Source organism: Streptacidiphilus sp. P02-A3a (assembly GCF_014084105.1).
GTDB lineage: Bacteria > Actinomycetota > Actinomycetes > Streptomycetales > Streptomycetaceae > Streptacidiphilus.
In genome coordinates this window covers 9,093,178-9,117,440 of sequence record NZ_CP048289.1, presented here as the reverse complement: position 1 = coordinate 9,117,440, position 24,263 = coordinate 9,093,178, and the positions used below count along the sequence as shown (strand labels likewise).

The following is a 24,263-nucleotide window of genomic DNA, read 5'->3' as shown; positions in this document are numbered from 1 at the left end:
GTCTTCGTGAAGGGAACTCGTCTCGATGAGCATCGACCCGTCGTCCATCCCGTCCTTCGGGGTGCCGCAGCCGCCGCAGCAGCCATCGGGCGAGGCCGGGCCGCCGCCGGTGGTCGTTCCGGACCAGGAGCTGGTCAAGCAGCTGCTGACGCAGATGGAACTGAAGTACGCGGTGGACGAGGAGGGCGACCTGCTCGCCCCCTGGGAGGGCTTCCGCGTCTACTACATGTTCCGTGGCGAGCAGAAGGAACTGTTCGCGGTACGCGCCTTCTACGACCGCCCGCACGCCATCGAGACCAAGGCCGAGCTGCTGGAGGCCCTGGACGAGTGGAACCGGGAGACCCTGTGGCCGAAGGTCTACACGCACACCCATGACGACGGCGTGGTCCGGGTCATCGGCGAGGCGCAGATGGTCGTCGGCATGGGCGTCAACATCAACTACTTCGTCGCGATGACCGCCAACTGGACCCAGTCCGCGGTGGCCTTCGACCAGTGGCTGGCCACCCGGCTCGGCCTGGCCGAGGCGGTCGACGGCGACGGCGAGGGCGACGCCGACGGCGACACCCCCGACGAGGGCTGAACGCCCGGCCGCTCGCGACAGCGGGCACGCGAGCGGGGCCGGTACCCGGGCCGGTGGCCCGGGTACCGGCCCTGCTCGCATCAGATCGCGTACGGCCAGACGGTCAGCATGTAGACGCCGAACCAGCAGCCGAAGAAGCCGATCCCGGCCAGCGCCAGCAGCCCGTTCGCCCGCCGCGCCCGGGCCAGCGAGGAGGCCAGCGGCAGCACCGCCAGCAGCACCGGGACCAGCAGCCGGGGCTTGGAGTGGTAGTAGTTGCTCTGCCCCAGCGACGCCGCCAGGATCAGCACGCCGTACACCGCCAGCGGCGGCCACGGCCGCTCCAGCAGCGCCGCCGCGCACGCCACCGTGTACCCGATCAGCACGAAGGCCACGCTGACCTGCACCCAGCCGTCGGCGTTGTGCAGGGTGGAGGTCAGGAAGTCCCAGGTGCTGCTGCCCCAGTCCCAGGCGGTGCCCCAGCCCGCCGACTGGATGTGCGACCAGCCGTCCAACTGCCCCACCCTGAGCCCCACCCAGCCCAGGTACGCGGGCATCCCCAGGCAGCCGAGGACGCCCCCGGCCACCATCCGCCAGCCCAGCCGGTGCTCCCGCCGGGCCGCCAGCACCACGGCGACCACCAGCGCCGCCGCGAGCGCTATCCCGGTCGAGCGGGTCAGCCCGGCCAGGCAGGTGAGCACCCCCGCCCAGAGCCAGGACTCCCGCCGGGCGGCCAGCAGCGCGGCGGCGGCCAGCAGCAGGAACAGGCTCTCGGTGTAGGCGATCCACAGCGACACGGCCATCGGCTGGCAGAACACCAGCGCCACGGCGAACCCGGCCACCCGCTCCGAGGCCAGGCTGCGCACCAGCCGGTGCACCACCACCGCCGCCGCGAAGGCGCACAGCCAGGCGACGACCACGGCCGAGGTGCCCCAGGCCAGGCCGGAGACCGTGTGCACGATCCGGATCAGCAGCGGGTAGAGCGGGAAGAAGGCCAGGTTGTTGCCGGTCAGCTGGCCGTTGGCGTAGGCGTAGCCGTGCGGGTAGCCGGACTGCGCGATCTGGACGTAGAACTGCGCGTCCCAGACGTGGAACCGGCCGGCGAAGGACTCGGTCGGGCTGTCCAGCCACAGCAGCAGCAGGCAGTGCAGCAGCGCCGACCCGGCGGCGACCCCCAGCGGCACCCCGAACGCCCGCAGCGCGCGGGCCCCGGCTCCGGCCCCGGCCGGGGCCTTGGCCGGAGCCTTGGCGGGGGCGGTCCGCGGGTCGGACCGCTGGGCGTCGTCAAGAAGGGGCTCGTCCACAGGGGCATTATCGCCTCGCTGCTCGACCATCCGGTGCGGGCCGTCGCCTAGGCTGCGGACCGGACGACATCGCAGGCAAGGGAGAGGTGGAGCGGATGAGCACCAGGCCGCTGTTGAACCGTCGCTTGGACGGCCTTGGGACGACCATCTTCGCGGAGATGTCGGCGCTGGCCACCGCCACCGGGGCGATCAACCTCGGGCAGGGCTTCCCGGACACCGACGGTCCGCGCGAGATCGCCCAGGCCGCCGCCGACGCGGTGCTCAGCGGCCGGGGCAACCAGTACCCGCCGGGCCCCGGCATCCCGGAGCTGCGCACCGCGATCGCCGAGCACCAGCAGCGCTTCCACGGTCTCGGCTACGACCCGGACGGCGAGGTGCTGGTCACCGCGGGCGCCACCGAGGCCATCGCGGCGGCGATGCTGGCGCTGCTGGAACCCGGCGACGAGGTGATCGCCTTCGAGCCCTTCTACGACTCCTACGCCGCCTGCGTCGCCATGGCCGGGGGGACCCGGGTCCCGCTGACCCTGCGCGCGCCCGACTTCCGCCCCGACCTGGACGCGCTGCGCGCCGCGGTCACCCCGCGCACCCGGCTGCTGCTGCTCAACTCCCCGCACAACCCGACCGGCATGGTGCTCACCCCGGACGAACTGGCCGCCATCGCCGAACTCGCCTGCGAGCGCGACCTGCTGGTGGTCACCGACGAGGTCTACGAGCACCTGGTGTTCACCGGCGCCCACCACCCCATCGCCGCCCTCCCGGGCATGCGCGAGCGCACCGTCTCCATCTCCTCGGCCGGGAAGACCTTCTCCTTCACCGGTTGGAAGGTCGGCTGGGTGACCGCCTCGGCGCCGCTGGTCGCCGCGGTCCGCACCGCAAAGCAGTACCTGACCTACGTCAGCGCGGGGCCGTTCCAGTACGCCGTCACCGAGGCGCTGCGCCTGCCCGACGCGTACTTCACCCAGTTGCGCGCCGACCTGCTGCGCAAGCGCGACCTGCTCGCCGACGGCCTGCGCGCCGCCGGCTTCGAGGTCTACGACCCGCAGGGCACCTACTTCATCACCACCGACATCACCCCCCTCGGCGAAACGGACGCCCACGCCTTCTGCCGCGCCCTCCCCGAACGCTGCGGCGTCGTCGCCATCCCCAACTCCGTCTTCTACGACGACCCCGACGCCGGGCGCACCCAGGTCCGATTCACCTTCTGCAAGCAGGACTCGGTCCTCGCCGACGCCGTCACCCGGCTGGGGCAGCTGCGTGTGAGCTGAATACCGGGAGTGCTTGGTTCGCTTCGGGCGGGCTTGGGGTGACCGCGGCGGATTGGGCGGGAAATGGCTCGAAAAGGCCGTCAGGTGATCGGCCGGGGCGGCAAGATCACGAAATGCGGCGCCGTTGCCGTGGCGGTCGGCAGGCCCGCTGAGCACGTACCGGGGGCGGTGTGCGGGGCGGCCGGGTGAAGGGCGTTCTCGCGCTTCCAGGGGGGCGGTGGGCAGAGCATGGGCCTGTTCACGCCACTCTTGTCGGAACCACCTGTGTGTGCGCCGGTCACCGGCATCATGGTCTGTCACCTGCACGGATCGTGGGGACGTACCCGCGGCGACGGTGCGGGACGGCGCACTGATGCCAGGGCGACTCAGTGAGCCAATTTCGGGGCGTCGATTTCCCTGCATTGCTGGAGGAATGATCGGTGAGTACCAGATGGCTGCCCTCAACCTTCCTCGGCCGGCTACATCCCGATACCAGGGGGAAAATTCTACAGACGGGTACGGCGGTGAAATACCCGATGCAGCGGACCCTGTTGCGGCAGGGGGACGACGGAAAGCACGTCCTGCTTCTCACCGATGGCGTGGTGAAAGTCGTGACGAGCTCCGAGAGCGGTTACGAAATGCTGGCCGCCGTCCGGATAGCGGGAGAACTGGTCGGTGAAATGGCGGCCTTCGAGGACCTGCCGCGGTCGGGCTCGGTGATCGCCTGCGGCGATGTGCAGGTGCGCGTCATTCAACGGGGTGATCTGGAGGGATTCCTCACCCAGCACCCGGACGCCATGCGGGAGTTGTACCGCATGCTGAGCGCCCGGCTGCGCTGGGCGAACCAACGGCGGCTGGACTTCCAGGCGTACGACGCGCCGACCAGGCTGGCGCGGGTGCTGGTGGAGCTGTCGCAGGCGTACGGGCTGCCGGTCGCCGGAGAGCCGGACGGTCGCATGGTCCTCGCCCTCGCGCTCACCCAGTCGGAGCTCGCGTCGCTCGCGGGCCTGAAGCTGGCGACCGCCGAGCGCGCCCTCGCCAACCTTTCGCAGCTGGGTCTGGTCGAGCGCAACTACCGGAAGATAGTCATCAGTGACACTCCGAAGCTGTTGGACTTCGCCAGGATTGTCGGCCGGAATCCCTACTGATAGGGAATCCGGTGCGCGGCTCGTTCCTAATGTGGGGCGCACTCTCAGCCCGAGGCGAGGGCGGAGGAGTGCCGGTGGAGAAGTGCTGCCGGCCAGAGCCACCAGAGAGGAAAGACCGCGTGACCGACTGGGCAGGTTTCCGCCCATGCACCTGCATCGCCGTTGATGTAGCGGGCTACGGGGGCAACAACGACCGCAGGCAGTCCGAAATCCAGCACGAACTCCCGAGGCTGCTGTCGCGGGCCGCGTCCGCCGCGGGTCTCGACCGCACGCGTTGGCGGGTGCAGCCGCAGGGAGACGGCCAGGTCGCCCTCGTCCCCCAGGACGAGGGCGAGCCGCGCCTGGTCGACGACTACATCCGGCACCTGGTGGTCGAGCTCCGCAAGTACAACCAGCAGCGGACCGGCGCCTACCGCATGCGCATGCGGGCCGCTCTCCACCACGGGCCCGTGGAACTCGCGGACCACGGGTTCGCCGGCCGGGCGGTGGTCGCGACCTGCCGCCTGCTGGAGGCGGACCAGCTGTACCAGGTCCTGGCGCGGCGGCCGGACGCCGATCTGGCCCTGATGCTGTCCGACGACATCTTCGGGACGACCGTGGGCGCCGGGCACACCACCTTCGTCCAGGAGGAGTTCGACAGCGTCCTGGTGCGGAAGAAGGAGTACGAGCACCCGGCCTGGCTGTGGGTGCCCGGCGGCGCGGGCCGGCAGCGCCCGGACCAGGAGGCGGCACCGGCGGCGCAGTTGGGCACGAGCGCCGACAACGGCGGTGACCTGCGGCAGACGGTCGTCACCCACCTGTACCAGCCCGACGCCCGGGGCAGCGTCTTCGGATTCGGCAGCGCACATGGCTGACGCCCGGGACGCCGACGGTCGGGCGAACGCGGCCGGAGCGCAGGGCCCGGCGGAGTCCGGGGAGCCGAGCGGGACCGGCCCCCGGAGCGAGGAAGGACCGTCGGCCTCCCCGGAGGACCCGGCGGCCCAGGGCCAGGGCCAGGGCCAGACCCACGGCGAGGGCGGCGGCGGGCCGGGGCGTCCCGGCCCGCGGCGGCCCGGGAACGGCAACCCGGACGACGACGGGCAGGAGCAGGACGAGGAGGGGTACAGCGAGTTCAACCGGGCCCTCACCCAGGTCGTCAACAACCACTTCCACGGTCCGACGAACGCGAGCGGATCGGTCTTCGGCGCGGGTGCGGCGGCTGGCCCCGGCCTGTCGCCGGGAGTGATCGACCAGGTCGAGATCAGCCGGATGCTGGAGCTCTACCTCGAACCCAGTCCGTACTTCGAGGACGCGCTGGAAAAGTTGACGACCAGTCATATCGTGGCGCTGGTGGGCGAGGACGGGATCGGGAGGCGGGCCGGGGCCTTCGCGCTGCTGCGCGGGGTACTCGGCGGCCGGAGCGGGATACGCAGTCTGTCGCCGGCCAACTCACTGGCCGAACTGGCGGTCTCCAACACCATCAAGGAACGCTACGGCTACGTGATCCTGGACTACATCGGCGAGGTGAATACCGACGCGGTGCAGGAGTTCCACATGCGCCGACTGGGCGAGGAGTTGCGCAAGAAGCACTCCTTCCTGGTCATCACGGCCTCCGCGGGCGCCCTGCGCCGACAGGCGCTGAAGAGCTTCTGCAGCGAGTGGGCGGCGCCCACGGCAGCCGAGTTGTTCGCCCACTGCGTGCGCCGACTGCCGGGACGCGAGTCGGACGCGGAGTTGTTGGCCGAGTTGGGCGCGCTGGTGGCCGAGCAGCGCAAGCCCGCGGATGTGGTGGCCGTAGCCAGGACCCTGGCCGAGTTCGGCGCGGAGGAGGGGCTCCGGGCCCTGCGCAGCGGCGAACGCGCGCTCGTGGCGGGCTGGTTCGCGGACGTGCCGAAGGCGGCGGACGTGCTCCTGGTCGCGGCCCTGGCGTTTGCCGAGGGACTGCCCGAACGGACCTTTGAGCAGGCCCTGTTCAGGCTGGTGGTGTTGGCCAGGAACTGGGAGCACACCGCCGCCGGAGTGACCGTCGAGGCGCCCGTGCCCGCCCTGGGCGACCTGCGGCTCGATCAGACCCGGGCCAGCTGGGGGGAGACCCTGAGCAAGCTGGTGGAACGTCGCCGCATCGAACAGGGGAACAACGGCGCCCGGGCGGAGAAGCGGATCGTCTTCACCTCACCGCGCATCCGCGCGCTGGTCGTCGAGCATCTCCACGAGCTGTACGGGCTGGAGTTGTGGTACCCGCTGCGCCAGTGGCTGATGCAACTGTCGCAGCAGCCGGACCTTGAGGTACGCGTCCAGGTCGCGGCCGGACTCGCGCTGCTGGCGTGCTACGCGCCGGTGGAGGTGGAGGAGAACCACCTGGACCTCTGGTCCGCCGGGCTGAGCAGCCAGCGGGTGACCGCCGCGCTGACCGTGCAGTTCATGTGCTCGGACCCGCGGTCCGTACCGCGGGCGCTGGACCTCACCCTGCGCTGGGCCGACCGGCGGGGCCCGGAGCGGGCGGTGACCGCGGCGATGGCCCTGGCCGGGGACCTCGGCTCGCTGTACCGGTTCGAGGCGCTCAACTGGCTGTGGTTCCTGACCATGCGCGGCCAACGGATCGCCGGGGCCGCCCGCCGGTCGCTGCACCTGCTGCTGGCCAACGCCGAACGCGATCCGGAGCGGGCGGCGGTCATCCTCCGCTACGTCCGCACCCGGCTGGAGCAGACCCGGATGACCCGGGAGCGCGCGTCGGCCCTGGACAGCGCGCTCGCGCTGCTCGACGGCCCCAGCCTGGACGGCTTCCGGCCGGTGGCCGCCGCACTGCTCCGGCACAGCCCGGCCGCCATCGGCCCGCTGGGGCGACTGTGGGTCTGCACCCTGCTGAGCACCCGGCGACGCAGGGCACTGGTGGCGCTCTGCGCCACCCTGGCCGCCCTGCGGGACGATCCGGCGGCGGTCACCGCGGTCCGCTCCCTCGGCGGGGCGATGCGGCAGCAGATGACTCCCCAGCAGTGGAACTCGCTGCGGCATGACCTCTCGCGAATGCTCAACCACCCCGACTACGCGGTCGACGAGACCCGGGCGCTGGCCCGAGTCCTGCTCGGGACGCTGCACAGCCGACCCGTCCTGCGCCCGGCACTCTGACAGGCCCGGCACTCTGACACGCACGGCACTCTGACGCGCACATGGAGGCGACGACAGTGGACTACCCCCTGATCAACGAGAAGGCCCTGGCACGGCTGGAGAGCCGGCTGTTCCGGCGGACCCGCCGCGAGGACGTGCCGGAGCTGCCCCCGGGAGCGACCTACGTCTTCCAGGTCGACGGCAACTGGCGGGAGCTCCCGACCGGAACGCGGTTCGACCCCTCCCACTCCGACGTGCTGGACGCGTCCGCGGTCAGCCTGGTGGACCTGCGGGTCCGCATCGTGCAGGTGGACTGGGAGGTGCCCTCGCAGAGCGAGGCCAGCAGGTTCACCCTGCGTGCGTCCTTCACCTGCCAGGTCACCGACCCGGTCGCGGTGGTCCGCTGCGGCATCACCGACGTGACCGCGCCCCTGGGCGCCTACCTGCGACGCGACACGAAGCTGGCCGGGGTCGGCTCCTGCCACTCGATGCACGAGGTCAACGTCGTGCGGGAGCAGGCCACCCACCGGATGCAGGCGTACAGCGCGATCAACCCGCCGGACATCGAGGGGATGGCCGTCGAGTTCCTCGCCGTCGAGGTACTGACCCCCGCGGACGTGGCCCGGCACGAGCAGGACCTGATCAGCGTCGCCCGCACCGGGGAACTGGACGCGAGGCGGCACACCTTCGAGAACATCAACACCCAGCGCCTGGTCGGCCTGATCGAGCAGGGCGGCGACTGGCTCAACGCCCTGGCCGTGGCCCGGGGCGAGGTCGCGGTCGGCCAACTCGCCAACGAGCGGCGCGCGGCGGAGGGGGCCGAGGCGAACCGGACGGCCGAGCGGGAGGCGCTGGCCGCCGCCCGGGAGTACGAAGCGGCCGTGCAGCGGGGGAACCTGGAGGCGCAGTTGGTGCTGCGGCTGCTCGAACAGATGGGCGGCTCGGAGTCGTTCGTCGACTACCACCAGATCCTGCAGCAGGTGCTGGAGGGCCGATCGGGGGAGGCCGACGCGGGTGCGTCCCCGTCCGCGCTCGGGCCCGGTCGCGGCGGCGGGGGCACCGGATTCGCCAAGCCGTCGCGTGCGCAGCGCCCGCAGGACGAGTTCATCGGGGACGAGGAGGGTCTCCTTGACTGAGACGCGCCGCCTGCCGGACGGCTTCGGCAGGCCGACCGAGCCGTCCCACCCGCGCGGACTCGACCTCGGCCGCCGACTGCGCGGTCTGACCGGTGTGGACGAGGACCTGCTGGAGATCATCTGGCACGAGCGCAGCCGCCACACCGCACTGGGCGCGGTCATGCTCGGCACCTCCGCCATCGCCGCGTTCTCGATGTGGAACTTCGTCAACGAGGCTCTGGGCAGGCCGTCCTGGGTGGCTCTGCTGCCCGCCCTGCTGTGGGGCGTCTTCGTGCTGCACCTGGACCGCTGGCTGGTCGCCCCGCAGCCACTGCTCCGGCGCCGGGTGGCGCCGGTGGTGACCAGGATCCTGGTGTCGCTGCTGATCGGCGCGGTGGTCGCGGAGCCGCTGGTGCTCCGGATCTTCGAGACCTCGATAGTCGAGCAGGTGGAGTCCCAGCGGTACGCCGCACTGCACACGCTGAGCAGTGACCTGGTGCGCTGCAACCCGGCCCCCGGTCAGGTGGTCGCGGGTTGCGGGGAGCTCACCCTGAGCATCGACGCGAACGCGCCGACGCAGCAGAGCGAGCTGGCGGAGGTGCAGCAGAGCGCCTCGGCGCTGCGGCAGCAGGTGAACCAGGAGCAGAACCGGCTCGACACGATCAACGGCCAGGTGCTGAGTGAGTGCGCCAAGGAGATCCCCATCGCCGGTACCGGCACCTGGACCCGCTCCTCGGAGTGCGTCCGCCTGCGCTCGGTCGCGCAGGCCTACAGCGGCGATCACGACATCCAGCAGGACAGCAGCAGGCTGAGCGCCATGAACAGGACGATCTCCTCCCTTGAGGGCTCCGTCGCCGACTCCCGGAGCGACTTCCTGGCCACCCGCACCGCGCTGATCAACAAGCAGGTGGCGCAACTGCGGTCCACCCAGGGCAGCATCGGGGTGTTGGACCGGATGAGCGCGCTGGACCGGCTGGCCGGCGGCAACGTCGTGCTGTTCGTCGGTGTCTGGCTGATCCGGCTGCTGTTCGTCGTCATCGACGTACTGCCGGTGCTGGTGAAGTTCCTCAGCGGGGAGACCACCTACGAGCGGCTGCTGACGGAGCGGAGCAGCAGCGCGGTCCTGATCTTCAAGGAGCTGCTGCGCACCGACGAGCGGAAGGCGATGGCCCGGATGGAGGTCGAGCGGGCCGACGCCGAGCAGCGGACGCGGGAACGCAAGGCGGAGTTCGACGCCGCCCGGCGGGAGCACGTGGCCGCCATGAACATCCGGGTCAGCCAGGCCGTCAACAAGCTGGAGGCGGAGCTGACCCGGGTCGGCTCCGTCGGCTGACCCGCGGTGGCCGACCCGGTCCCCCGGGTCGGCCACCACGCCGCGAACGCAACAGCACACCTGCCGCGAGCGAAGGGACAGAGTCTGTGACTTCCCCCGAAACCAGCCACGTGGTCACGTTGGCCCGGGCACTGGTCGCCGAGACCCGGGAGGAGATGGTCAAGGCGGACCAGAAGGCCGGTGCCGTGCTGTCGGCGCTGATCGCGGCGCTGGCCGCGCTGATCGCCGCGACCAGTACCGGCGCGGTGACGCCGCACCGCCTCGGCCCGTTCGCGGCGACCCTCTTCTGGGCCGGCTGCGCCGCCTGGGTCCCGGCGCTGATCCTGCTCGGGCTGGCGGTGGCACCCAACACCGGCACCCCGCAGGACCGACGGGCGCACTACTTCGGCGACACGGCGATGATCCCGTCGGTACTGGCCCTGGCCGAGGTCGTGCGCATGACCGACCCGCTGGACCGCGACCTGAACCAGCTGGCGGTCCTCTCCCGGCTGACCTGGGCCAAGTACCGCCACATCCGCCAGGGCATGTCCTGGTCGGCGGTGTTCCTGGTGCTGACCTCGCTCGGCATCCTGCTCGGCCCGCTCGGCTGACCGGTCGCCTGCGTGGTCCCTACGGCGTCCGGGGGACCGGGCAGGTGGCCGGGTGGAACGGCTGGGACGGGGGTCGGCCGGTGGACCAGGGGGTGGGCCGGTGCAGGAAGGCGGGGCGTCGGCGGTCGTCGGGTAGTTCGTAGTACTGGTGGAACACGGCTGTCGCCGAGCCCGACAGCGGGGGCACGATCCAGCTCCAGTCGGCGGGCACCGAGCGGCCGTGGCGCCGTTCGCGGTCGACGTGGGTGAGGAAGCGGGCCGACTCGGTGTGGTGGTCGGCCATGGTCACCCCGGCGGCCTCGAAGGAGTGCAGCACCGCCAGGTTGAGTTCCACCAGGGCGCGGTCCTGCCACAGGGTCCGGTCGCTGCTGGTGTCCAGCTCGAACAGCTTCGCCACCGCCGGCAGCATGTGGTAGCGGTCGGTGTCGCCGAGGTTGCGCGAGCCGATCTCGGTGCCCAGGTACCAGCCGTTGAAGGGGGCCGCGGGATAGCTGATGCCGCCGATCTCCAGGGTCATGTCCGACACCGCCGGGACGGCGTACCAGCGCAGGCCCAGCTCGGCGAAGCCGGGGTGCCGGGGGTGGGTGAGCGGGACCTGGAGCACCGCGTCGTCGGGCAGCTCGTAGTACTCCGGCGCGCGGTCCGGCGCGGACTGCACCAGCAGCGGCAGCACGTCGAACTCCTCCCGGCCGCCCTGCCAGCCGAGTTGCCGGGCCAGCGCGGTCCGGGGCGCGCTGCGCGGGTCGTCCGCGTAGCGCACCAGCTGTTCGTTGAGCAGGCGGGGCGCCGGACGTCGGCGCTGGTCGGCGGCGAAGACGCTGATGACCGGCCTGATCCGGCCGCCGTTGGTGGCCAGCCGCAGGTGCTCGACGCTCTGCTGGGCGATGTCGTCGGGGTGGCTCAGGTGCCGCAGGTCGCGCACCGTCAGGTTGTTCCAGTACAGCCTGCCGATGCAGCGGGCGGCGTTGCGCCAGGCCATCCGCGCGCCGAAGACCAGTTCCTCGGGGGTGTGCTCGTAGCTGCCGTGCGCCTCGATCGAGGCCTGCACCTCGCGCAGCCGCCGGGTGGGGTCGCCGGAGCCGGGGTTCTCCTCGGCGAACTGGCGGACGAAGGAGTCGGCCTCGGCCAGCAGGTGCGCGTGCTCGGGCGGCCGCCGGTTGCCGGAGGCGGGGCGGGCGCGGTGGAACAGCGACACCGGGGCGTCGTCCGGCTGCTGCTGCGGAAGGCGGACGCCGTGCGGGGCGGGGCGCCTGTCCTGGTCGCGGGCTGTCACAGTTGCCGGGCCTCCGCTTCGACCCGTCGGGGCAGCAGCGCTGCCTCCAGCACGGGGACGTCGAAAGGGTCGTGGTGGATGCGCGCCGGGGACACGCCCTGGCGCTGGAGGGTGTACGAGGCCTGGGTGACCATCTCCACCGGGCCGGACAGGAACGCGTCGTGCCGGTACCAGGGGCCGAAGTCCCGCAGGATCTCCGGGAGGGTGCCTTCGAGGCCGGGGATCCGCTCGTTCGACACGGCCGCGCGGACCGACAGCCAGTGGTGGCGCTGGGACATCCGGAGCATGGTGTCCAGCCCGTACAGCTCGTCCGCGGTGCGGGCCCCGATGAACACGTCGGCGAAGCGCTGCTCGCCGCCGCGCGCGGCCTGCTCGATCAGCGCCTGGATCGGCGCCAGGCCGGTCCCCCCGGCGACGCAGACCAGGTCGCGGCTGGTGTCGGGGTCCAGCACCATGTCGCCCTGGGCCGGGCCCAGCCTGACCACGTCACCGACCACGGCCTGGTGGACCAGCGGGACGCTGACCCGGCCGCCGGGGACGGCGCGGATGTGGAAGGTGAGGGTGGCGTCGGCGCGCGGGGCGTGCGCGGGCGAGTAGTAGCGCCAGGCCCTGGGCTGCCACGGCGTCTCCATGCTGGCGTACTGGCCGGCCAGGTACGGGTAGGGGCTCTCCGGACGCACGGTGACCTCGGCGATGCCGTGTCCCCGCTGGACGTGGTGGATGATCTCGGCCTGCCGCACGGCGGGCCCGAGCAGCGCGTCCTCGTCGGCGGCCGCGGACATCACCTCGGCCACCAGGGTGTAGGCGCGGGTCCAGATGGAGGCCAGCTCCGGGCTCCAGGCCGGGCCCGCGTAGCGGGCCAGCGAGTCCAGCAGGCACGCGCCCACGGCCGGGTAGTGCCCGTTCAGCGCGCCGAACTTGCGGTGGTCACGGCCCAGTCGGGCACAGAACCGGACCAGGTTGTCCGGGTCGTCGACCAGCTCGACGATCCGCAGCAGCCCCCGGAGCAGCCGGTCCCGCTGCACGTCCATCTCGGCCGGGAACAGGTCGCGAACCTGCGGGTACCGGGCGAACAGGATGGCGTAGAAGTAGACCGTGAGCTCCCCGGCCAGCGGCCCGACCAGTTCCACGCTGGCCCGCAGCAGGGCGATCTCGTGGGCGGCCAGCGGCGGGGGCGCCGGGGCGGTGAGGTTCGCGGTGGGCTGGTCCGGTAACGGTCTGCCGGGCGGGGCGGCGGGCCGCCTCGGGCGGGTCTCCTGACTCTTGTGCTGAGGGCGGAAGGGACGGGCCGAGAACCTCACGGGCCGCACCCGGTGTCGCGGTGATTCTTCATCGAAGTCAGCAAGCTCTCGTCAACCGAGGCGGATCCGTCATGGGCGACCGGACGCTCCTTCGGGGCGGCGACCGGCAGGATTCGGAGGAAACAAGTCCGATAAACCGTAGTAGACGAACTTGATGTGTCAGTGCCAAGTAAGCGAATTGGGGCCGAAAGTGTGGTGCGGGTCACATAGGTGACACGTGGTAGCCGGTGGTGGCGGTGGGTCAGGTTACAGAACGGTAATGGTTTTCATCTCTACCGCCATCCGGGTAGTAGTGGGAATCATTTTCATCTAGCCTGGAAGGCGTATCCGCTCCACTGCCCGAGGAGAGCCCGCTCCATGGTCCCCACCCCGTCCCGCCGCGCCCGCCCGGTCGGCGCCGTCGCCCTGGTCCTCGCGGTCCTCGCGCTGACCGGCGCCTGCTCGACGGCGACGGGTAGCACCGCGGGCACCGACGGCGGCCGGGTGGTGCAGGTGGTGGCCGCGGAGAACTTCTGGGGCAGCATCGCCGCCCAACTCGGCGGCAGCCACGCCCGGGTGACCAGCATCATCAGCAACCCGGACACCGACCCGCACTCCTACGAGCCGACCACCTCCGACGCCCGCACGCTGACCACCGCGCAGCTGGCGATCGTCAACGGCATCGGCTACGACGGCTGGGCCGACAAGCTGCTGGCGACCAACGCCGACAGCGGGCGCACCGAGCTGAACGTCGGCGACCTGGTCGGCGTCGCGCCCGGCGGCAACCCGCACCGCTGGTACTCCCCGGACGACGTGCGCCGGGTGATCGCGCGGATGACCGCCGACTACCAGAAGCTGGACCCGGCCGACGCCGAGTACTTCGACCAGCGCGAGAGCGTCTTCGAGACGCGGACGCTGGCCCCGTACAACCAGCTGATCGCCTCGATCCGGGCGGGCTACGCGGGCACGCCGATCGGCGCGTCGGAGTCCATCGTCACCCCGCTCGCCGAGGGGCTCGGGCTGAAGATGATCACCCCGGAGAGCTTCCTGGACGCGATGAGCGAGGGCAGCGACCCCACCGCCGCCGACAAGTCCCTGATCGACCAGCAGATCCGGGACAAGCAGATCAGGATCTACGTCTACAACACCCAGAACTCCACCCCGGACGTCACCGCCCAGGTGCGGCTGGCCAGGCAGGAGGGGATCCCGGTGGCCACCGTCACCGAGACCCTCAGCCCGGCCGGGGACACCTTCCAGCAGTGGCAGGTAAGCGAGTTGCAGGGGATCGAGGCGGCGCTCAAGGCGGCGAAGGCAGGAGACGCGAAGTGACCATCAGCCAACCGGTGGGCCTGGAGGCCCCCGCCCCCGCCACCCCCGTGCTGGAGCTGCGCGGCGCGGCCGTGCGGGTCGGCGGCCGGACGCTCTGGTCCGGCGTCGACCTGACCGTGCACGCGGGCGAGTTCGTCGCCGTGCTGGGCCCCAACGGCGTGGGCAAGTCCACGCTGATCAAGGTGCTGCTGGGGCTGCTGCCCGCGGCCGAGGGGGAGGCCCGGGTGCTCGGCCTGCGGCCGGGGCAGGGCGGCGACCGGGTCGGCTACCTGCCGCAGCGGCGCAGCTTCGGCACCGGGCTGCGGATCCGCGGCACCGACCTGGTCCGGCTCGGCCTGGAGGGCAACCGCTGGGGGGTGCCGCTGCCCGGCAGCCGCCGCCGCAGGGAGCAGACCCGGCGGATCGACGAGGTGGTCGAGCTGGTCGGCGCGAGCGGCTACGCGCACCGGCCGATCGGCGAGTGCTCCGGCGGTGAGCAGCAGCGGCTGCTGATCGCGCAAGCACTGGTGCGCCGCCCGTCGGTGCTGCTGCTGGACGAGCCGCTGGACAGCCTGGACCTGCCCAACCAGAGCGCGGTGGCCGGGCTGATCGGCCGGATCTGCCACCAGGAGGGCGTCGCCGTGGTGATGGTGGCGCACGACGTCAACCCGATCCTGCACCACCTGGACCGGGTGGTGTACATCGCCGAGGGCGCCGCCGTCTCCGGGACCCCGCAGCAGGTGGTCACCTCGGAGACGCTGAGCCGCCTGTACCGGACGCCGGTCGAGGTGCTGCGCACCAGCGACGGCCGACTGGTCGTCGTCGGCCACCCGGAGGCCTGAGCCGTGGTGGTGGACTTCAGCTGGAACCTGGTCGCCGACTTCCAGCAGATGTGGTCGTTCCCGTTCATGGTGAACGCGTTCCGGGCGGGCGCCGTGGTGGCGCTGGTGGCCGGAGCGATCGGCTGGTTCATGGTGCTGCGCCGGCAGTCCTTCGCGGGCCACACGCTGGGCGTGGTGGCCTTCCCCGGCGCCTCCTTCGCGACCCTCGCCGGGATCAGCACCGGCTTCGGCTACTTCGGCTTCTGCCTGGCCGCGGCACTGGTGATCGCGCTGCTGCGGCGCGAGGGCCGGGACGCCGGGGCGGAGGAGTCGGCGGCCACCGGCGTCGTCCAGACCTTCCTGCTGGCCTGCGGCTTCCTGTTCATCGCGCTCTACAAGGGCCTGCTGAGCGGTCCCGAGGCGATCCTCTTCGGCAGCTTCCTGGGCATCACCACCGGTCAGGTGCTGCTGCTGGCGCTGGTCGGACTGGCGGTGCTGGCGGTACTGGCGGTGATCGGCCGCCCGCTGCTGTTCGCCTCGGTGGACCCGCAGGTGGCGGCGGCGCGCGGGGTGCCGGTGCGCGCGCTGTCGATCGTCTTCCTGCTGCTGCTGGGCGCGGCCACCGCGGAGGCCGCGCAGATCACCGGCTCGCTGCTGGTGTTCGCGCTGCTGGTGCTGCCCGCGGCGACCGCGCAGGTGCTCACCGCGCGCCCGGGGCTGAGCCTGCTGCTCACCCTGCTGATCGGCTTCGCCACCACCTGGGCGGGGCTGGTCGCGGCCTGGTACTGGCCCTACCCGCTGGGCTTCTTCGTGACCACGTTCGCCTTCGGCGGCTACCTGCTGGCGCACGCGCTGGTCAAGGTCGCGGCCCGGACCGGCAGGAGGGCCCTCGCGTGAGCGTCTGGAGCCAGGACTTCTTCCACAACGCGCTGCTCGCCGGGACGTTCATCGCCCTCGCCTCGGGCCTGGTCGGCTACTTCCTGGTGCTGCGGGCCCAGGTGTTCACCGGCGACGCGCTCAGCCACGTCGCCTTCACCGGCGCCATGGCTGCCCTCGCGGCCGGGTGGGACCTGCGCCTGGGCCTGTTCGTCGGCTGCGTCGGGGCCGGTCTGCTGCTGGCCGGGATCGGCCGCCGGGGGCGCGCGGACGACGTGGTGATCGGCAGCGCCTTCGCCTGGATCCTCGGCCTGGGCTCGTTCTTCCTGACCCTGTACACCACCTCGCGCAGCGGCTCCGATGTCGGCAACGCCGGTACCAGCGTGCTGTTCGGCTCGATCTTCGGCCTGAGTGGCGGGCAGACCCTGGTCGCGGTGCTGGTGGCGGTCGGGATCACCGGGGCGGTGCTGCTGATCGCCCGCCCGCTGCTGTTCGCGACGCTGGACGAGGCGGTGGCGGCGGCGCGCGGGGTGCCGGTGAAGCTGCTGGGGCTCGGGTTCCTGGCACTGGTCGGCGCCTGCGCGGGGGAGGCCACCCAGGCCGTCGGCTCGCTGCTGCTGCTCGGCCTGCTCGCGGCCCCGGCCGGCGCGGCCCTGCGGCTGACCCACCGCCCTTACCTGGGGCTGGCGTTGTCGGCCGGGCTGGCCGTGGCCGAGATGTGGGTGGGGCTCGGGCTGAGCGCGGTGGTGACCAGTCTGCCGCCCAGTTTCTCGATCATGGCGGCGGCGACCGCCGTCTACGCGGTGGCCTGGGCCGTCTCCGGACGCACCCGCAAGAGTGGTGCGGCGCTGGCTCGTTGACGCGCCCGACATCCGGGGGAGTGACCTTCGAAGGAGTGAACTTCGGGCCCGATTGTGTCGAGGGCCGCTGCCGGGGGCATGTGTCAGGGTGCGGAGTCCGAATTCGGATCCGGCCGCCGGAACGGCGTAAGCCCTTCTCCGGCGCACTTTTGACATGTCACCGCGCATACTAGGTCACGTGTGCGCCCGGGGTGCGCGGCGATCGGCCGGAGAATGGTGCCGGACCGCGAAGTTGGGTAAATCGTCAACAGGCGCCGCGCATTCGTGCTTCGCTGCTTCCTGAGTCCCCGAAAGTCACTCCGCCGTAGGGCAATCGCGCCCGCTGACAACTGTGCCCGAAGACAGTAGACACTTGCCCTCCCCGGCGCCGTCGAGCGACCCGAGTACGCGGAGCCAAGAATGCTCACCACCCTAGAGACCACCTACACCGATACCCGTGCCGGGGATCTGGCCTGGTGCCTGGGCAGCCAGCAGCTGCCCGCACTCGCCGTCCTCGACCTGCGGATCGGCCCCACCGACCTGCAGCTCCGCCTGCTCGGCGCCTCGCACCAGGTCATCCTCGGCTCCGGCGCCGACCAGTGCTCGGAGACCGTGGCCTGCATGCCGGGCCGCCGCACCCCGCTCCCGGCCCGGGTCGCGGAGTGCGTCCGGGGCTGGGAGTACGAATTCGCCGCACAGGTGGAAAGCCTCGACGAACAGAGATTCGCCCGACGCGCACAGGAACTCCTGGCCTTGGTGGAGAACCATCCGCACGGTCTCGCCGGGGTCTTCCCGGGCGATCCGACGGCCTTCACCGCACTGCTCGCGAGCGGTGGCGAACACGAGGTCTGCTGGCGGACCTGGCACGCCTATCCGCAGGAGGGGCGACTGGTGTGCACCCGGTCCTCGCTCAAACTCCGGGACACCGCGGCGGCGTGACCGCATGGGCGGCCCGGAAAAGCCCCTCCGGAAATAGCTCAAGTGAGCGAAAGGTCAATGCCGTGTGTCGCCTCCTCAGCCCCTCGGGGGACGGGCCCGCGCCCTGAGGTCGCCTAGCGTTTGTTTGTGATCACCCAATCCGCGGCGCCCGCGCCGACGCGTGCGGTCGGCAGCCGCGCCGCCCGGTGGCTGGTGCTGCTCGCGGCGTTCATCTGCGCCGCCTGCGGACTGGTGTACGAACTCGACCTGGTCGCCCTGGGCAGCTACCTCCTCGGCGACTCGGTCACCCAGGTCTCCGTGGTGCTCTCGGTCATGGTCTTCGCCATGGGCGTCGGCTCACTGCTCGCCAAACGGTTCACCACCCGCCCGGCCACCGCCTTCGCCCTGGTCGAGAGCGCGCTCGCGGTGGTCGGCGGCCTCTCGGTGCTGATCCTGTACGGCAGCTTCGTCTGGATCGGCCACTACCGGATCGCCCTGGTCCTGGTCGCCACCGTGATCGGGGTGCTGATCGGCGCCGAGATCCCGCTGCTGATGACGCTGATCCAGCGGATCCGGCGGCAGGACGCGGGCAGCGCGGTGGCCGACCTGTTCGCCGCCGACTACGTCGGCGCGCTGGTCGGCGGGCTGGCCTTCCCGTTCCTGCTGCTGCCCGCCCTCGGCCAGGCCGACGGCGCCCTGGTCACCGGCGCGGTCAACGCCGTCGCCGGGGCCGCGGTGGTGCTCTGGCTGTTCCGCGACGAGCCGCCGCGCCGGATCCGCCCGCTGCTGTGGAGCCTGTGCGGGGCGGTCCTGCTGGTGCTGGTCGTCGCCGCCGCGCTCACCGGCGCCTTCGAACGCGCCGCCCGGCAGGCGCTCTACGGCACCCCGGTCCGCTTCAGCAGCCAGAGCCGCTACCAGGAGATCGTGCTCACCGGCCCCGGACCCGACCCCGACACCAGCGCCAGCACCACCGCCGAGGCCGGGGACCGGGTACCGGCGCAGCGCGCCGCCGCCGACGGCTACCCGGTCCGCGCCCGGGACGCCGCCGAGCTGCGGCTCTACCTCGGCGGCCGGATCGCCGTCTGCGGCAGCGACCAGGCCCGCTACCACGCGGCCCTGGTCCAGCCCGCCCTCGACGGCGGACCGCACGGCAGCGTGCTGGTGCTCGGCGGCGGCGACGGCCTGGCGCTGCGCGAACTGCTGCGCGACCCCGGGGTGCGCCGGGCCACCCTGGTCGAGATCGACCCGCAGCTGCTCGGCCTGGCCCGGACCGACCCGGTGCTGTCCCGGCTCAACGGCCACGCGCTGGCCGACCCCCGGGTCCGGGTGCGCACCGCCGACGCCTTCGACTGGCTGCGCGCCGCCGTGCACCGGCGGGGCCGCTACGACGTGATCATCGCCGACCTGCCCGACCCCGACCTCGACCAGGCACGCAAGCTCTACACCGAGGAGTTCTACGGCCTGGCCGAGCGGCTGCTGGCCCCCGGCGGACGACTCGCCGTCCACGCCGGGACGGTCACCGGCGGCGGCTACTGGGCGGCGGACGCCGCGCTGCGCGCCGTCGGCCTGCACACCGCCGACTACGCCGTCCCGGCCGCCGGAGCCTGCGGCGGCCCGGCCGACTGGGGCTTCATCCTGGCCGCCCGGGAGGCCCCCCGGCTCGGCCTGCCCGGCGGCCCGGGCGACCCGGGGCTGGACCCGGCCGCGCTGCGGCTCGCGGCGGTGCTCGCCGACACCGCGCGGCCCGCCCGCCCGGTGGCCCCGGCCACGCTGCTGCGCCCCGGCTGACCGGCGCCGGGCCGCGCGGCCCGGGAGCAGGCCCGGCGCGACCTGGTGCGACCCGGCGCGACCCCGGCGGGACCCCGGCGCGACCCCGGCGGGACCCCGGCGCGACCCCGGCGGGAGGGCAAAAACAGCTCCTCATACGTCCCTTCCGCGCCCGCAGGTCTGTACGCTCCCAAGGTATGGAGCATGAGGTTCTGGTACCACTGGCGCCGCAGGCGGTCCGCCGGTCGCTGCGCCGTCCCGAACTGCTGGCCCGCTGCCTGCCCGGCTTCGTCCTGGCGGAGGAGGCCGCGCCGGACGGTGTGCTGCTGGCCGGACGGCTGAAGCTGCGCGTCGGCAACTCCTCGATCACCTACCGGGGCACCCTCCGCGCCGTCCCCGAAGCCCTGACCGCCGCCCCGGCCGAAGCCGCCCCCGAAGCCCCGGCCGAAACGGCGGCCGGGGCGGCGGCGGAGCTCGGCGCGGTGCTGTTCTCGGTCGAGGCCGAGCAGGCGGTGGGCGACGGCGGGGCCGCCGGGACGGTCCGGGTCACCGTGCTGCCGCTGGACGGCGGCGAGGGCGACGAGCGCAGCCGGATCCTCTTCGACTGCGACCTCACCGGCAAGGGCCGGATAGAGGAACTGGACCCGGCGGCGCTGGCGCTGGCCGGCCGCCGCCTGCTGGACCGGTTCTGCGCCACCTTCGTGGTCGAGCTGGACCTGGAGACCCCGCAGGACCAGCAGCTGTTCGAGGAGCTGGACGGCCTGCCGGACCTCGGCGACCTCGGTGACTTCCCGGACCTGGCCGACCTCTCGGACCTCACCGAGGGCCTCACCGAGGGCCTGGGTGAGGGGCTGGGCGAGCTGCCCGACATCGACTCCCCCGACCTGTTCATGATCGAGGAGCCGGTGTCCGCGGTCAACCCCCGGGGCGCCGAGGCGGACTGGACCGACGAACCGGTGCACCGCCGCAGCATGGTCGGCCGGTCCGCCGAGGAGGTCGACCACGCGCCGCCCCGGGGCCGCTACGGCCCGGCCCTGCCGCCGCGCAGCGCCCGCTCCCGGGCGGCGGCGCGCTGGGGCGCGCCGGAGCGGCGGATGGGCGAGCCGCCCGGCACCGAGGCCGAGTACAGCCGGGTGCCCTGGCTGGTCGGCGGCGGCGTGGCGGTGGTCGGCGGCGTGGTGCTGCTCGCCCGCGCCCTGCGCCGCCGCTGAGGCCGCCGGGCGGGGCGGCGCGCTACCGTCGTCCACGAACCGCGTCCGTTCCGGCGCCGCCGCGCCGTCCCGCCTGGAGGTCCTGTGCTCCGCTCCGCCCCGACGACCCAGTCGCCGGTCCTGCTCACCGCCGGGGACGCGGAGGTGACCGTACTGCCCGCCGACGGCTGCCGGGTCGGCAGCCTGCGCCTCGGCGGCGTCGAACTGCTGCGGACCGAGCGGGACCCGTCCACCCCGGCCGGGGACGTCTTCGGCCACGGCTCGTTCGCCATGGTGCCCTGGGCGGGCCGGGTGGACCGGGGACGGTGGCGCAACGGCCAGGTCAGCCACGAGCTGCCGATCGACATGCCGCCGCACGCGATCCACGGCACCGGGGTCCGCGCGGGCTGGCGCCCGGCCAGTACGCCGACCGCCGCCAGCGCCGCGTTCTACTACGACCTGGCCGACCCGTGGCCGTACGCGGGCCGGGTCACCCAGCTGTTCGAGCTGACCGCGGACTCGCTGCGGACCACGCTCTCGGTGGAGACCGCCGCCGACTCCTTCCCGGCGCAGGTCGGCTGGCACCCCTGGTTCCGCAAGCGGCTGCGCCCGGACGGCGCCGAGGCCCGGCTGGACTTCGCCCCGGCCTGGCAGGAGCAGCGCGGCCCGGACCACCTGCCGACCGGTCGGCGGATCGCCCCGCTGCCCGGCCCCCGGGACGACTGCTTCGGCCTGCCGGACGGCGTCGCCGCCACCCTGGTCTGGCCGGGCGAGCTGAGCCTGGAGATCACCGCCGACCTGGACTGGCTGGTGGTCTACGACGAGCAGCGGGACGCCATCTGCGTGGAGCCGCAGTCCGGGCCGCCGAACGGCCTGAACACCGCGCCCCGGCTGGTCACCCTGGTCGACCCGCTGGAGGCCGGTACCACCTGGTCGTGGTCGCGGCCCTGACCGGCTGCCACCTGCGGAACCTCTAAACTGAGGCCTCATGAGCAACCACCGCGACGCGCTTCTCGAAGAGATCAAGACCAAGGCCGTGGTCCACGGCAAGGTCACCCTGTCCTCGGGCCTGGAGTCCGACTACTACATCGACCTGCGCCGGGTCACCCTCGACGGCCTGGCCGCCCCGCTGGTCGGCCAGGTGATGCTGGACCTCACCGCCGACCTGGACTTCGACGCCGTCGGCGGGCTCACCCTCGGCGCCGACCCGGTGGCCACCTCCATGCTGCACGCCTCGGCCGCGCGCGGTCGGCGACTGGACGCCTTCGTGGTCCGCAAGGCGCAGAAGGCGCACGGGATGCAGCGCCGGATCGAGGGCACCGAGGTCAAGGGCCGCCGGGTGCTGGTGGTCGAGGACACCTCCACCACCGGTGGTTCGCCGCTGACCGCGGTCGAGGCGGTGCGCGAGGCCGGTGGCGAGGTGGTCGCCGTCGCGGTGATCGTGGAGCGCGGCGCGGCCCCGGCCATCGAGGAGCAGGGCCTGCCCTACCTGGCCGCCTACCAGCTGGTCGACCTGGGCCTGTAGCCGAACGGCCGGTGGCCGGTAGCGGTCGGTAGCAGCCGGTGGCCGGTTCCGGTCGTCGGCGGTCGGTGGGCGGACGTCAGTCCTTGCGGTGGCGCCCACCGGCCGTGGCGCCCGCCATCGGCTCGCCCTCGGCCGCCGCACCGCCCGCCCCGGCCAGCCGCCGCTTCTTCCGCTCCCGCAGCACCTCGATCAGGATCGGCGAGATCGACAGCAGGATCAGCAGCGCCATCGCCGGGACCAGGTAGGTGTCGATCACCGGGGCCAGCGCCGCGCCGAAGTTGTAGCCGAGCAGCAGCATCGCCTCGGTCCAGGCGACACCGCCGATCACGTTCCACAGGAAGAACTGCCCGGCCGGCATCTCCAGGGTGCCCGCGACCGGGTTCAGGAAGGTCCGCACCACCGGGATGAACCGGGCCATCAGCACGGCCTTGGCCGGGCCGAACTTCACGAAGTACTCCTCGGCCTTCTCCACGTGCTCGCGCCGGAACAGCCGCGAGTCCGGCCGTTGGAACAGCCGCTTCCCGCCCTTCAGACCGATCAGGTGCCCGAGTTGCGCGCCCGCGATGGCGCACAGCGGCGCGCCGACCAGCAGCACCCCGATCGGCATCTGGGTGCCGATGGCCTTGAGGCCCGCGCTGGAGGCGGCCACCCCGGCCAGGACCAGCAGCGAGTCGCCGGGAAGGAAGAAGCCGACCAGCAGGCCGGTCTCCGCGAAGATGATCGCGAGCAGGCCGTATGTCCCGACCTGCGAGATCAGGGCCTTGGCGTCGAGTACGTTCAACGCGAGATTCGTGGTCACCCGGGCAGACTATCCGGCGAGCCCAGCAGCCCGCTGTGAAGGGCGGTTCCGCGGCCGCACTGACGAGCCTTAACGTACCGATAATCGGCAATTCATCCGATCGGTTCCATCTGCTCCCGATCCGCCCCTACTGTCACCCGCAAAGGTGAACCAGGAGCTCAGGGATGGGACAATGGCGCCGGTGCCCGGCCCTGGTCGGGGTAGCAGCAGTGTCCGTAGACGCATCACCGACAACAGGAGCGGATCCGTATGCCCATCGCAACTCCCGAGGCCTACAACGAGATGCTGGACCGGGCGAAGGCAGGCAAGTTCGCCTACCCGGCCATCAACGTGACCTCGACCCAGACCCTGCACGCCGCCCTGCGCGGCTTCGCCGAGGCCGAGAGCGACGGGATCATCCAGATCTCCACCGGCGGCGCCGAGTTCCTGGGTGGCCAGCACAACAAGGACATGGTCACCGGGGCCGTCGCGCTCGCCGAGTTCGCGCACATCGTCGCGGCCAAGTACGACATCACCGTGGCCCTGCACACCGACCACTGCCCCAAGGACAAGCTGGACGGCTACGTCCGGCCGCTGCTGGCGATCTCCGCCGAGCGGGTGGCCCGCGGCGACAACCCGCTGTTCCAGTCCCACATGTGGGACGGCTCGGCCGAGAACCTGCACGACAACCTGGAGATCGCGCAGGAGCTGCTGGCCAAGGCCGCTGCCGCGAAGATCATCCTTGAGGTCGAGATCACCCCGACCGGCGGTGAGGAGGACGGCGTCTCGCACGAGATCAACGACAACCTCTACACCTCGGTCAACGACGTGGTCCGCACCGCCGAGGCGCTGGGCCTGGGCGAGAAGGGCCGCTACCTGCTGGCCGCCTCCTTCGGCAACGTCCACGGCGTCTACAAGCCGGGCAACGTCGTGCTCAAGCCGGAGCTGCTGCGTGAGCTGCAGGACGCCATCGGCGCCCAGTACGGCAAGAAGGACCCGTTCGACTTCGTCTTCCACGGCGGCTCCGGCTCCAGCGCCGAGGAGATCGCCACCGCGCTGGAGAACGGTGTGGTGAAGATGAACCTCGACACCGACACCCAGTACGCCTTCACCCGCCCGATCGTGGACCACGTGTTCCGCAACTACGACGGCGTGCTGAAGGTCGACGGCGAGGTCGGCAAGAAGAACACCTACGACCCCCGCACCTGGGGCAAGCTGGCCGAGGCCGGGATGGCCGCCCGCGTGGTCGAGGCCACCCAGAGCCTGCGCTCGGCCGGTACCCGGATCAAGTAGCGGAAACCGGAGGCCCCC

The 24,263-nt window shown here is 72.3% G+C and carries 22 protein-coding genes; 18 read left to right on the top strand and 4 right to left on the bottom strand.

The window, feature by feature from the left end; translation table 11 throughout:
* Positions 1 to 25: 25 nt before the first annotated feature.
* Positions 26 to 580, top strand: coding sequence for a YbjN domain-containing protein (locus GXP74_RS38895; RefSeq protein ID WP_182455880.1), 555 nt, complete (start codon positions 26 to 28; stop codon positions 578 to 580).
* Between the two features lie 80 nt (positions 581 to 660).
* On the opposite strand, the gene GXP74_RS38890 is transcribed toward GXP74_RS38895, so the two are convergent.
* Positions 661 to 1,863 (bottom strand): mannosyltransferase family protein, encoded by a 1,203-nt coding sequence (locus GXP74_RS38890; RefSeq protein WP_225448496.1) that lies wholly within the window; start codon positions 1,861 to 1,863, stop codon positions 661 to 663.
* Between the two features lie 95 nt (positions 1,864 to 1,958).
* Here GXP74_RS38890 and GXP74_RS38885 point away from each other — a divergent pair, with 95 nt between their 5' ends.
* The 7 genes from GXP74_RS38885 to GXP74_RS38855 all read left to right on the top strand — a co-directional run bounded on the left by GXP74_RS38885 (position 1,959) and on the right by GXP74_RS38855 (position 10,377).
* On the top strand, positions 1,959 to 3,128 hold the full coding sequence (locus tag GXP74_RS38885; protein ID WP_182455878.1) for a pyridoxal phosphate-dependent aminotransferase: 1,170 nt from the start codon (positions 1,959 to 1,961) through the stop codon (positions 3,126 to 3,128).
* A gap of 419 nt (positions 3,129 to 3,547) precedes the next feature.
* Positions 3,548 to 4,255, top strand: coding sequence for a Crp/Fnr family transcriptional regulator (locus GXP74_RS38880; RefSeq protein WP_225448495.1), 708 nt, complete (start codon positions 3,548 to 3,550; stop codon positions 4,253 to 4,255).
* A 119-nt stretch (positions 4,256 to 4,374) separates the two neighbouring features.
* Positions 4,375 to 5,109, top strand: coding sequence for a hypothetical protein (locus GXP74_RS38875; protein WP_182455877.1), 735 nt, complete (start codon positions 4,375 to 4,377; stop codon positions 5,107 to 5,109).
* Positions 5,102 to 7,360, top strand: a complete 2,259-nt coding sequence (locus GXP74_RS38870; protein WP_182455876.1) for a hypothetical protein — start codon at positions 5,102 to 5,104, stop codon at positions 7,358 to 7,360. Before GXP74_RS38875 ends, GXP74_RS38870 begins: the two co-directional genes overlap by 8 nt.
* 56 nt (positions 7,361 to 7,416) lie before the next feature.
* Positions 7,417 to 8,475 carry a hypothetical protein gene (locus GXP74_RS38865; protein ID WP_182455875.1) on the top strand — a complete coding sequence of 353 codons (1,059 nt, stop codon included), beginning with the start codon at positions 7,417 to 7,419 and terminating at the stop codon, positions 8,473 to 8,475.
* Positions 8,468 to 9,787 (top strand): DUF4407 domain-containing protein, encoded by a 1,320-nt coding sequence (locus GXP74_RS38860; RefSeq protein WP_225448494.1) that lies wholly within the window; start codon positions 8,468 to 8,470, stop codon positions 9,785 to 9,787. The genes GXP74_RS38865 and GXP74_RS38860 overlap by 8 nt, the downstream gene beginning before the upstream one ends.
* Before the next feature lie 86 nt (positions 9,788 to 9,873).
* Positions 9,874 to 10,377, top strand: a complete 504-nt coding sequence (locus tag GXP74_RS38855; RefSeq protein ID WP_182455874.1) for a Pycsar system effector family protein — start codon at positions 9,874 to 9,876, stop codon at positions 10,375 to 10,377.
* Positions 10,378 to 10,396: 19 nt separating this feature from the next.
* Here the strand turns inward: GXP74_RS38855 and GXP74_RS38850 are convergent, their stop codons facing one another.
* Both GXP74_RS38850 and GXP74_RS38845 read right to left on the bottom strand, forming a co-directional pair.
* Positions 10,397 to 11,650 (bottom strand): nitric oxide synthase oxygenase, encoded by a 1,254-nt coding sequence (locus tag GXP74_RS38850; RefSeq protein ID WP_370468515.1) that lies wholly within the window; start codon positions 11,648 to 11,650, stop codon positions 10,397 to 10,399.
* Positions 11,647 to 12,951: a globin domain-containing protein gene (locus GXP74_RS38845; protein WP_225448493.1), complete on the bottom strand. Its 1,305-nt coding sequence runs from the start codon at positions 12,949 to 12,951 to the stop codon at positions 11,647 to 11,649. Before GXP74_RS38845 ends, GXP74_RS38850 begins: the two co-directional genes overlap by 4 nt.
* A 357-nt stretch (positions 12,952 to 13,308) precedes the next feature.
* On the opposite strand from GXP74_RS38845, the gene GXP74_RS38840 reads away from it, so the two are divergent.
* From GXP74_RS38840 to pyrE, 9 genes are all read left to right on the top strand, one after another.
* Positions 13,309 to 14,259, top strand: a complete 951-nt coding sequence (locus GXP74_RS38840; RefSeq protein WP_182455873.1) for a metal ABC transporter solute-binding protein, Zn/Mn family — start codon at positions 13,309 to 13,311, stop codon at positions 14,257 to 14,259.
* The gene (locus tag GXP74_RS38835; RefSeq protein ID WP_225448492.1) at positions 14,256 to 15,080 is read left to right on the top strand and encodes a metal ABC transporter ATP-binding protein; all 825 of its coding nucleotides are present in this window, start codon (positions 14,256 to 14,258) and stop codon (positions 15,078 to 15,080) included. The genes GXP74_RS38840 and GXP74_RS38835 overlap by 4 nt, the downstream gene beginning before the upstream one ends.
* Before the next feature lie 3 nt (positions 15,081 to 15,083).
* Entirely contained in the window at positions 15,084 to 15,956 is an 873-nt protein-coding gene (locus GXP74_RS38830; RefSeq protein ID WP_225448491.1) for a metal ABC transporter permease, read from the top strand.
* The gene (locus GXP74_RS38825) at positions 15,953 to 16,795 is read left to right on the top strand and encodes a metal ABC transporter permease (RefSeq protein ID WP_182455872.1); all 843 of its coding nucleotides are present in this window, start codon (positions 15,953 to 15,955) and stop codon (positions 16,793 to 16,795) included. The genes GXP74_RS38830 and GXP74_RS38825 overlap by 4 nt, the downstream gene beginning before the upstream one ends.
* 399 nt (positions 16,796 to 17,194) lie before the next feature.
* Positions 17,195 to 17,713, top strand: a complete 519-nt coding sequence (locus GXP74_RS38820; RefSeq protein ID WP_182455871.1) for a DUF2617 family protein — start codon at positions 17,195 to 17,197, stop codon at positions 17,711 to 17,713.
* A gap of 126 nt (positions 17,714 to 17,839) precedes the next feature.
* On the top strand, positions 17,840 to 19,480 hold the full coding sequence (locus GXP74_RS38815; protein ID WP_225448490.1) for a spermidine synthase: 1,641 nt from the start codon (positions 17,840 to 17,842) through the stop codon (positions 19,478 to 19,480).
* A gap of 176 nt (positions 19,481 to 19,656) precedes the next feature.
* On the top strand, positions 19,657 to 20,670 hold the full coding sequence (locus GXP74_RS38810; RefSeq protein ID WP_182455869.1) for a hypothetical protein: 1,014 nt from the start codon (positions 19,657 to 19,659) through the stop codon (positions 20,668 to 20,670).
* 84 nt (positions 20,671 to 20,754) lie between these two features.
* A complete protein-coding gene (locus GXP74_RS38805) occupies positions 20,755 to 21,600 on the top strand; it encodes an aldose 1-epimerase (RefSeq protein ID WP_182455868.1) in 846 nt (281 codons plus the stop codon).
* A gap of 37 nt (positions 21,601 to 21,637) precedes the next feature.
* Positions 21,638 to 22,174: an orotate phosphoribosyltransferase gene (gene pyrE / locus GXP74_RS38800; protein WP_182455867.1), complete on the top strand. Its 537-nt coding sequence runs from the start codon at positions 21,638 to 21,640 to the stop codon at positions 22,172 to 22,174.
* A 76-nt stretch (positions 22,175 to 22,250) separates the two neighbouring features.
* On the opposite strand, the gene GXP74_RS38795 is transcribed toward pyrE, so the two are convergent.
* The gene (locus tag GXP74_RS38795; RefSeq protein ID WP_225448489.1) at positions 22,251 to 22,973 is read right to left on the bottom strand and encodes a DedA family protein; all 723 of its coding nucleotides are present in this window, start codon (positions 22,971 to 22,973) and stop codon (positions 22,251 to 22,253) included.
* A gap of 243 nt (positions 22,974 to 23,216) precedes the next feature.
* Between GXP74_RS38795 and fbaA the strand changes: the two genes are divergently transcribed.
* The gene (fbaA, locus tag GXP74_RS38790) at positions 23,217 to 24,245 is read left to right on the top strand and encodes a class II fructose-bisphosphate aldolase (RefSeq protein ID WP_255528291.1); all 1,029 of its coding nucleotides are present in this window, start codon (positions 23,217 to 23,219) and stop codon (positions 24,243 to 24,245) included.
* The last annotated feature ends 18 nt before the right edge of the window (positions 24,246 to 24,263 follow it).

Excerpts from the sequence above, each read along its gene's own strand:
- GXP74_RS38895 (WP_182455880.1), top strand. The coding sequence starts at position 26 with ATGAGCATCGACCCGTCGTCCATCCCGTCCTTCGGGGTGCCGCAGCCG.
- GXP74_RS38885 (WP_182455878.1), top strand. The coding sequence starts at position 1,959 with ATGAGCACCAGGCCGCTGTTGAACCGTCGCTTGGACGGCCTTGGGACG.
- GXP74_RS38870 (WP_182455876.1), top strand. The coding sequence starts at position 5,102 with ATGGCTGACGCCCGGGACGCCGACGGTCGGGCGAACGCGGCCGGAGCG.
- GXP74_RS38840 (WP_182455873.1), top strand. The coding sequence starts at position 13,309 with ATGGTCCCCACCCCGTCCCGCCGCGCCCGCCCGGTCGGCGCCGTCGCC.
- GXP74_RS38820 (WP_182455871.1), top strand. The coding sequence starts at position 17,195 with ATGCTCACCACCCTAGAGACCACCTACACCGATACCCGTGCCGGGGAT.
- GXP74_RS38810 (WP_182455869.1), top strand. The coding sequence starts at position 19,657 with ATGGAGCATGAGGTTCTGGTACCACTGGCGCCGCAGGCGGTCCGCCGG.
- pyrE (WP_182455867.1), top strand. The coding sequence starts at position 21,638 with ATGAGCAACCACCGCGACGCGCTTCTCGAAGAGATCAAGACCAAGGCC.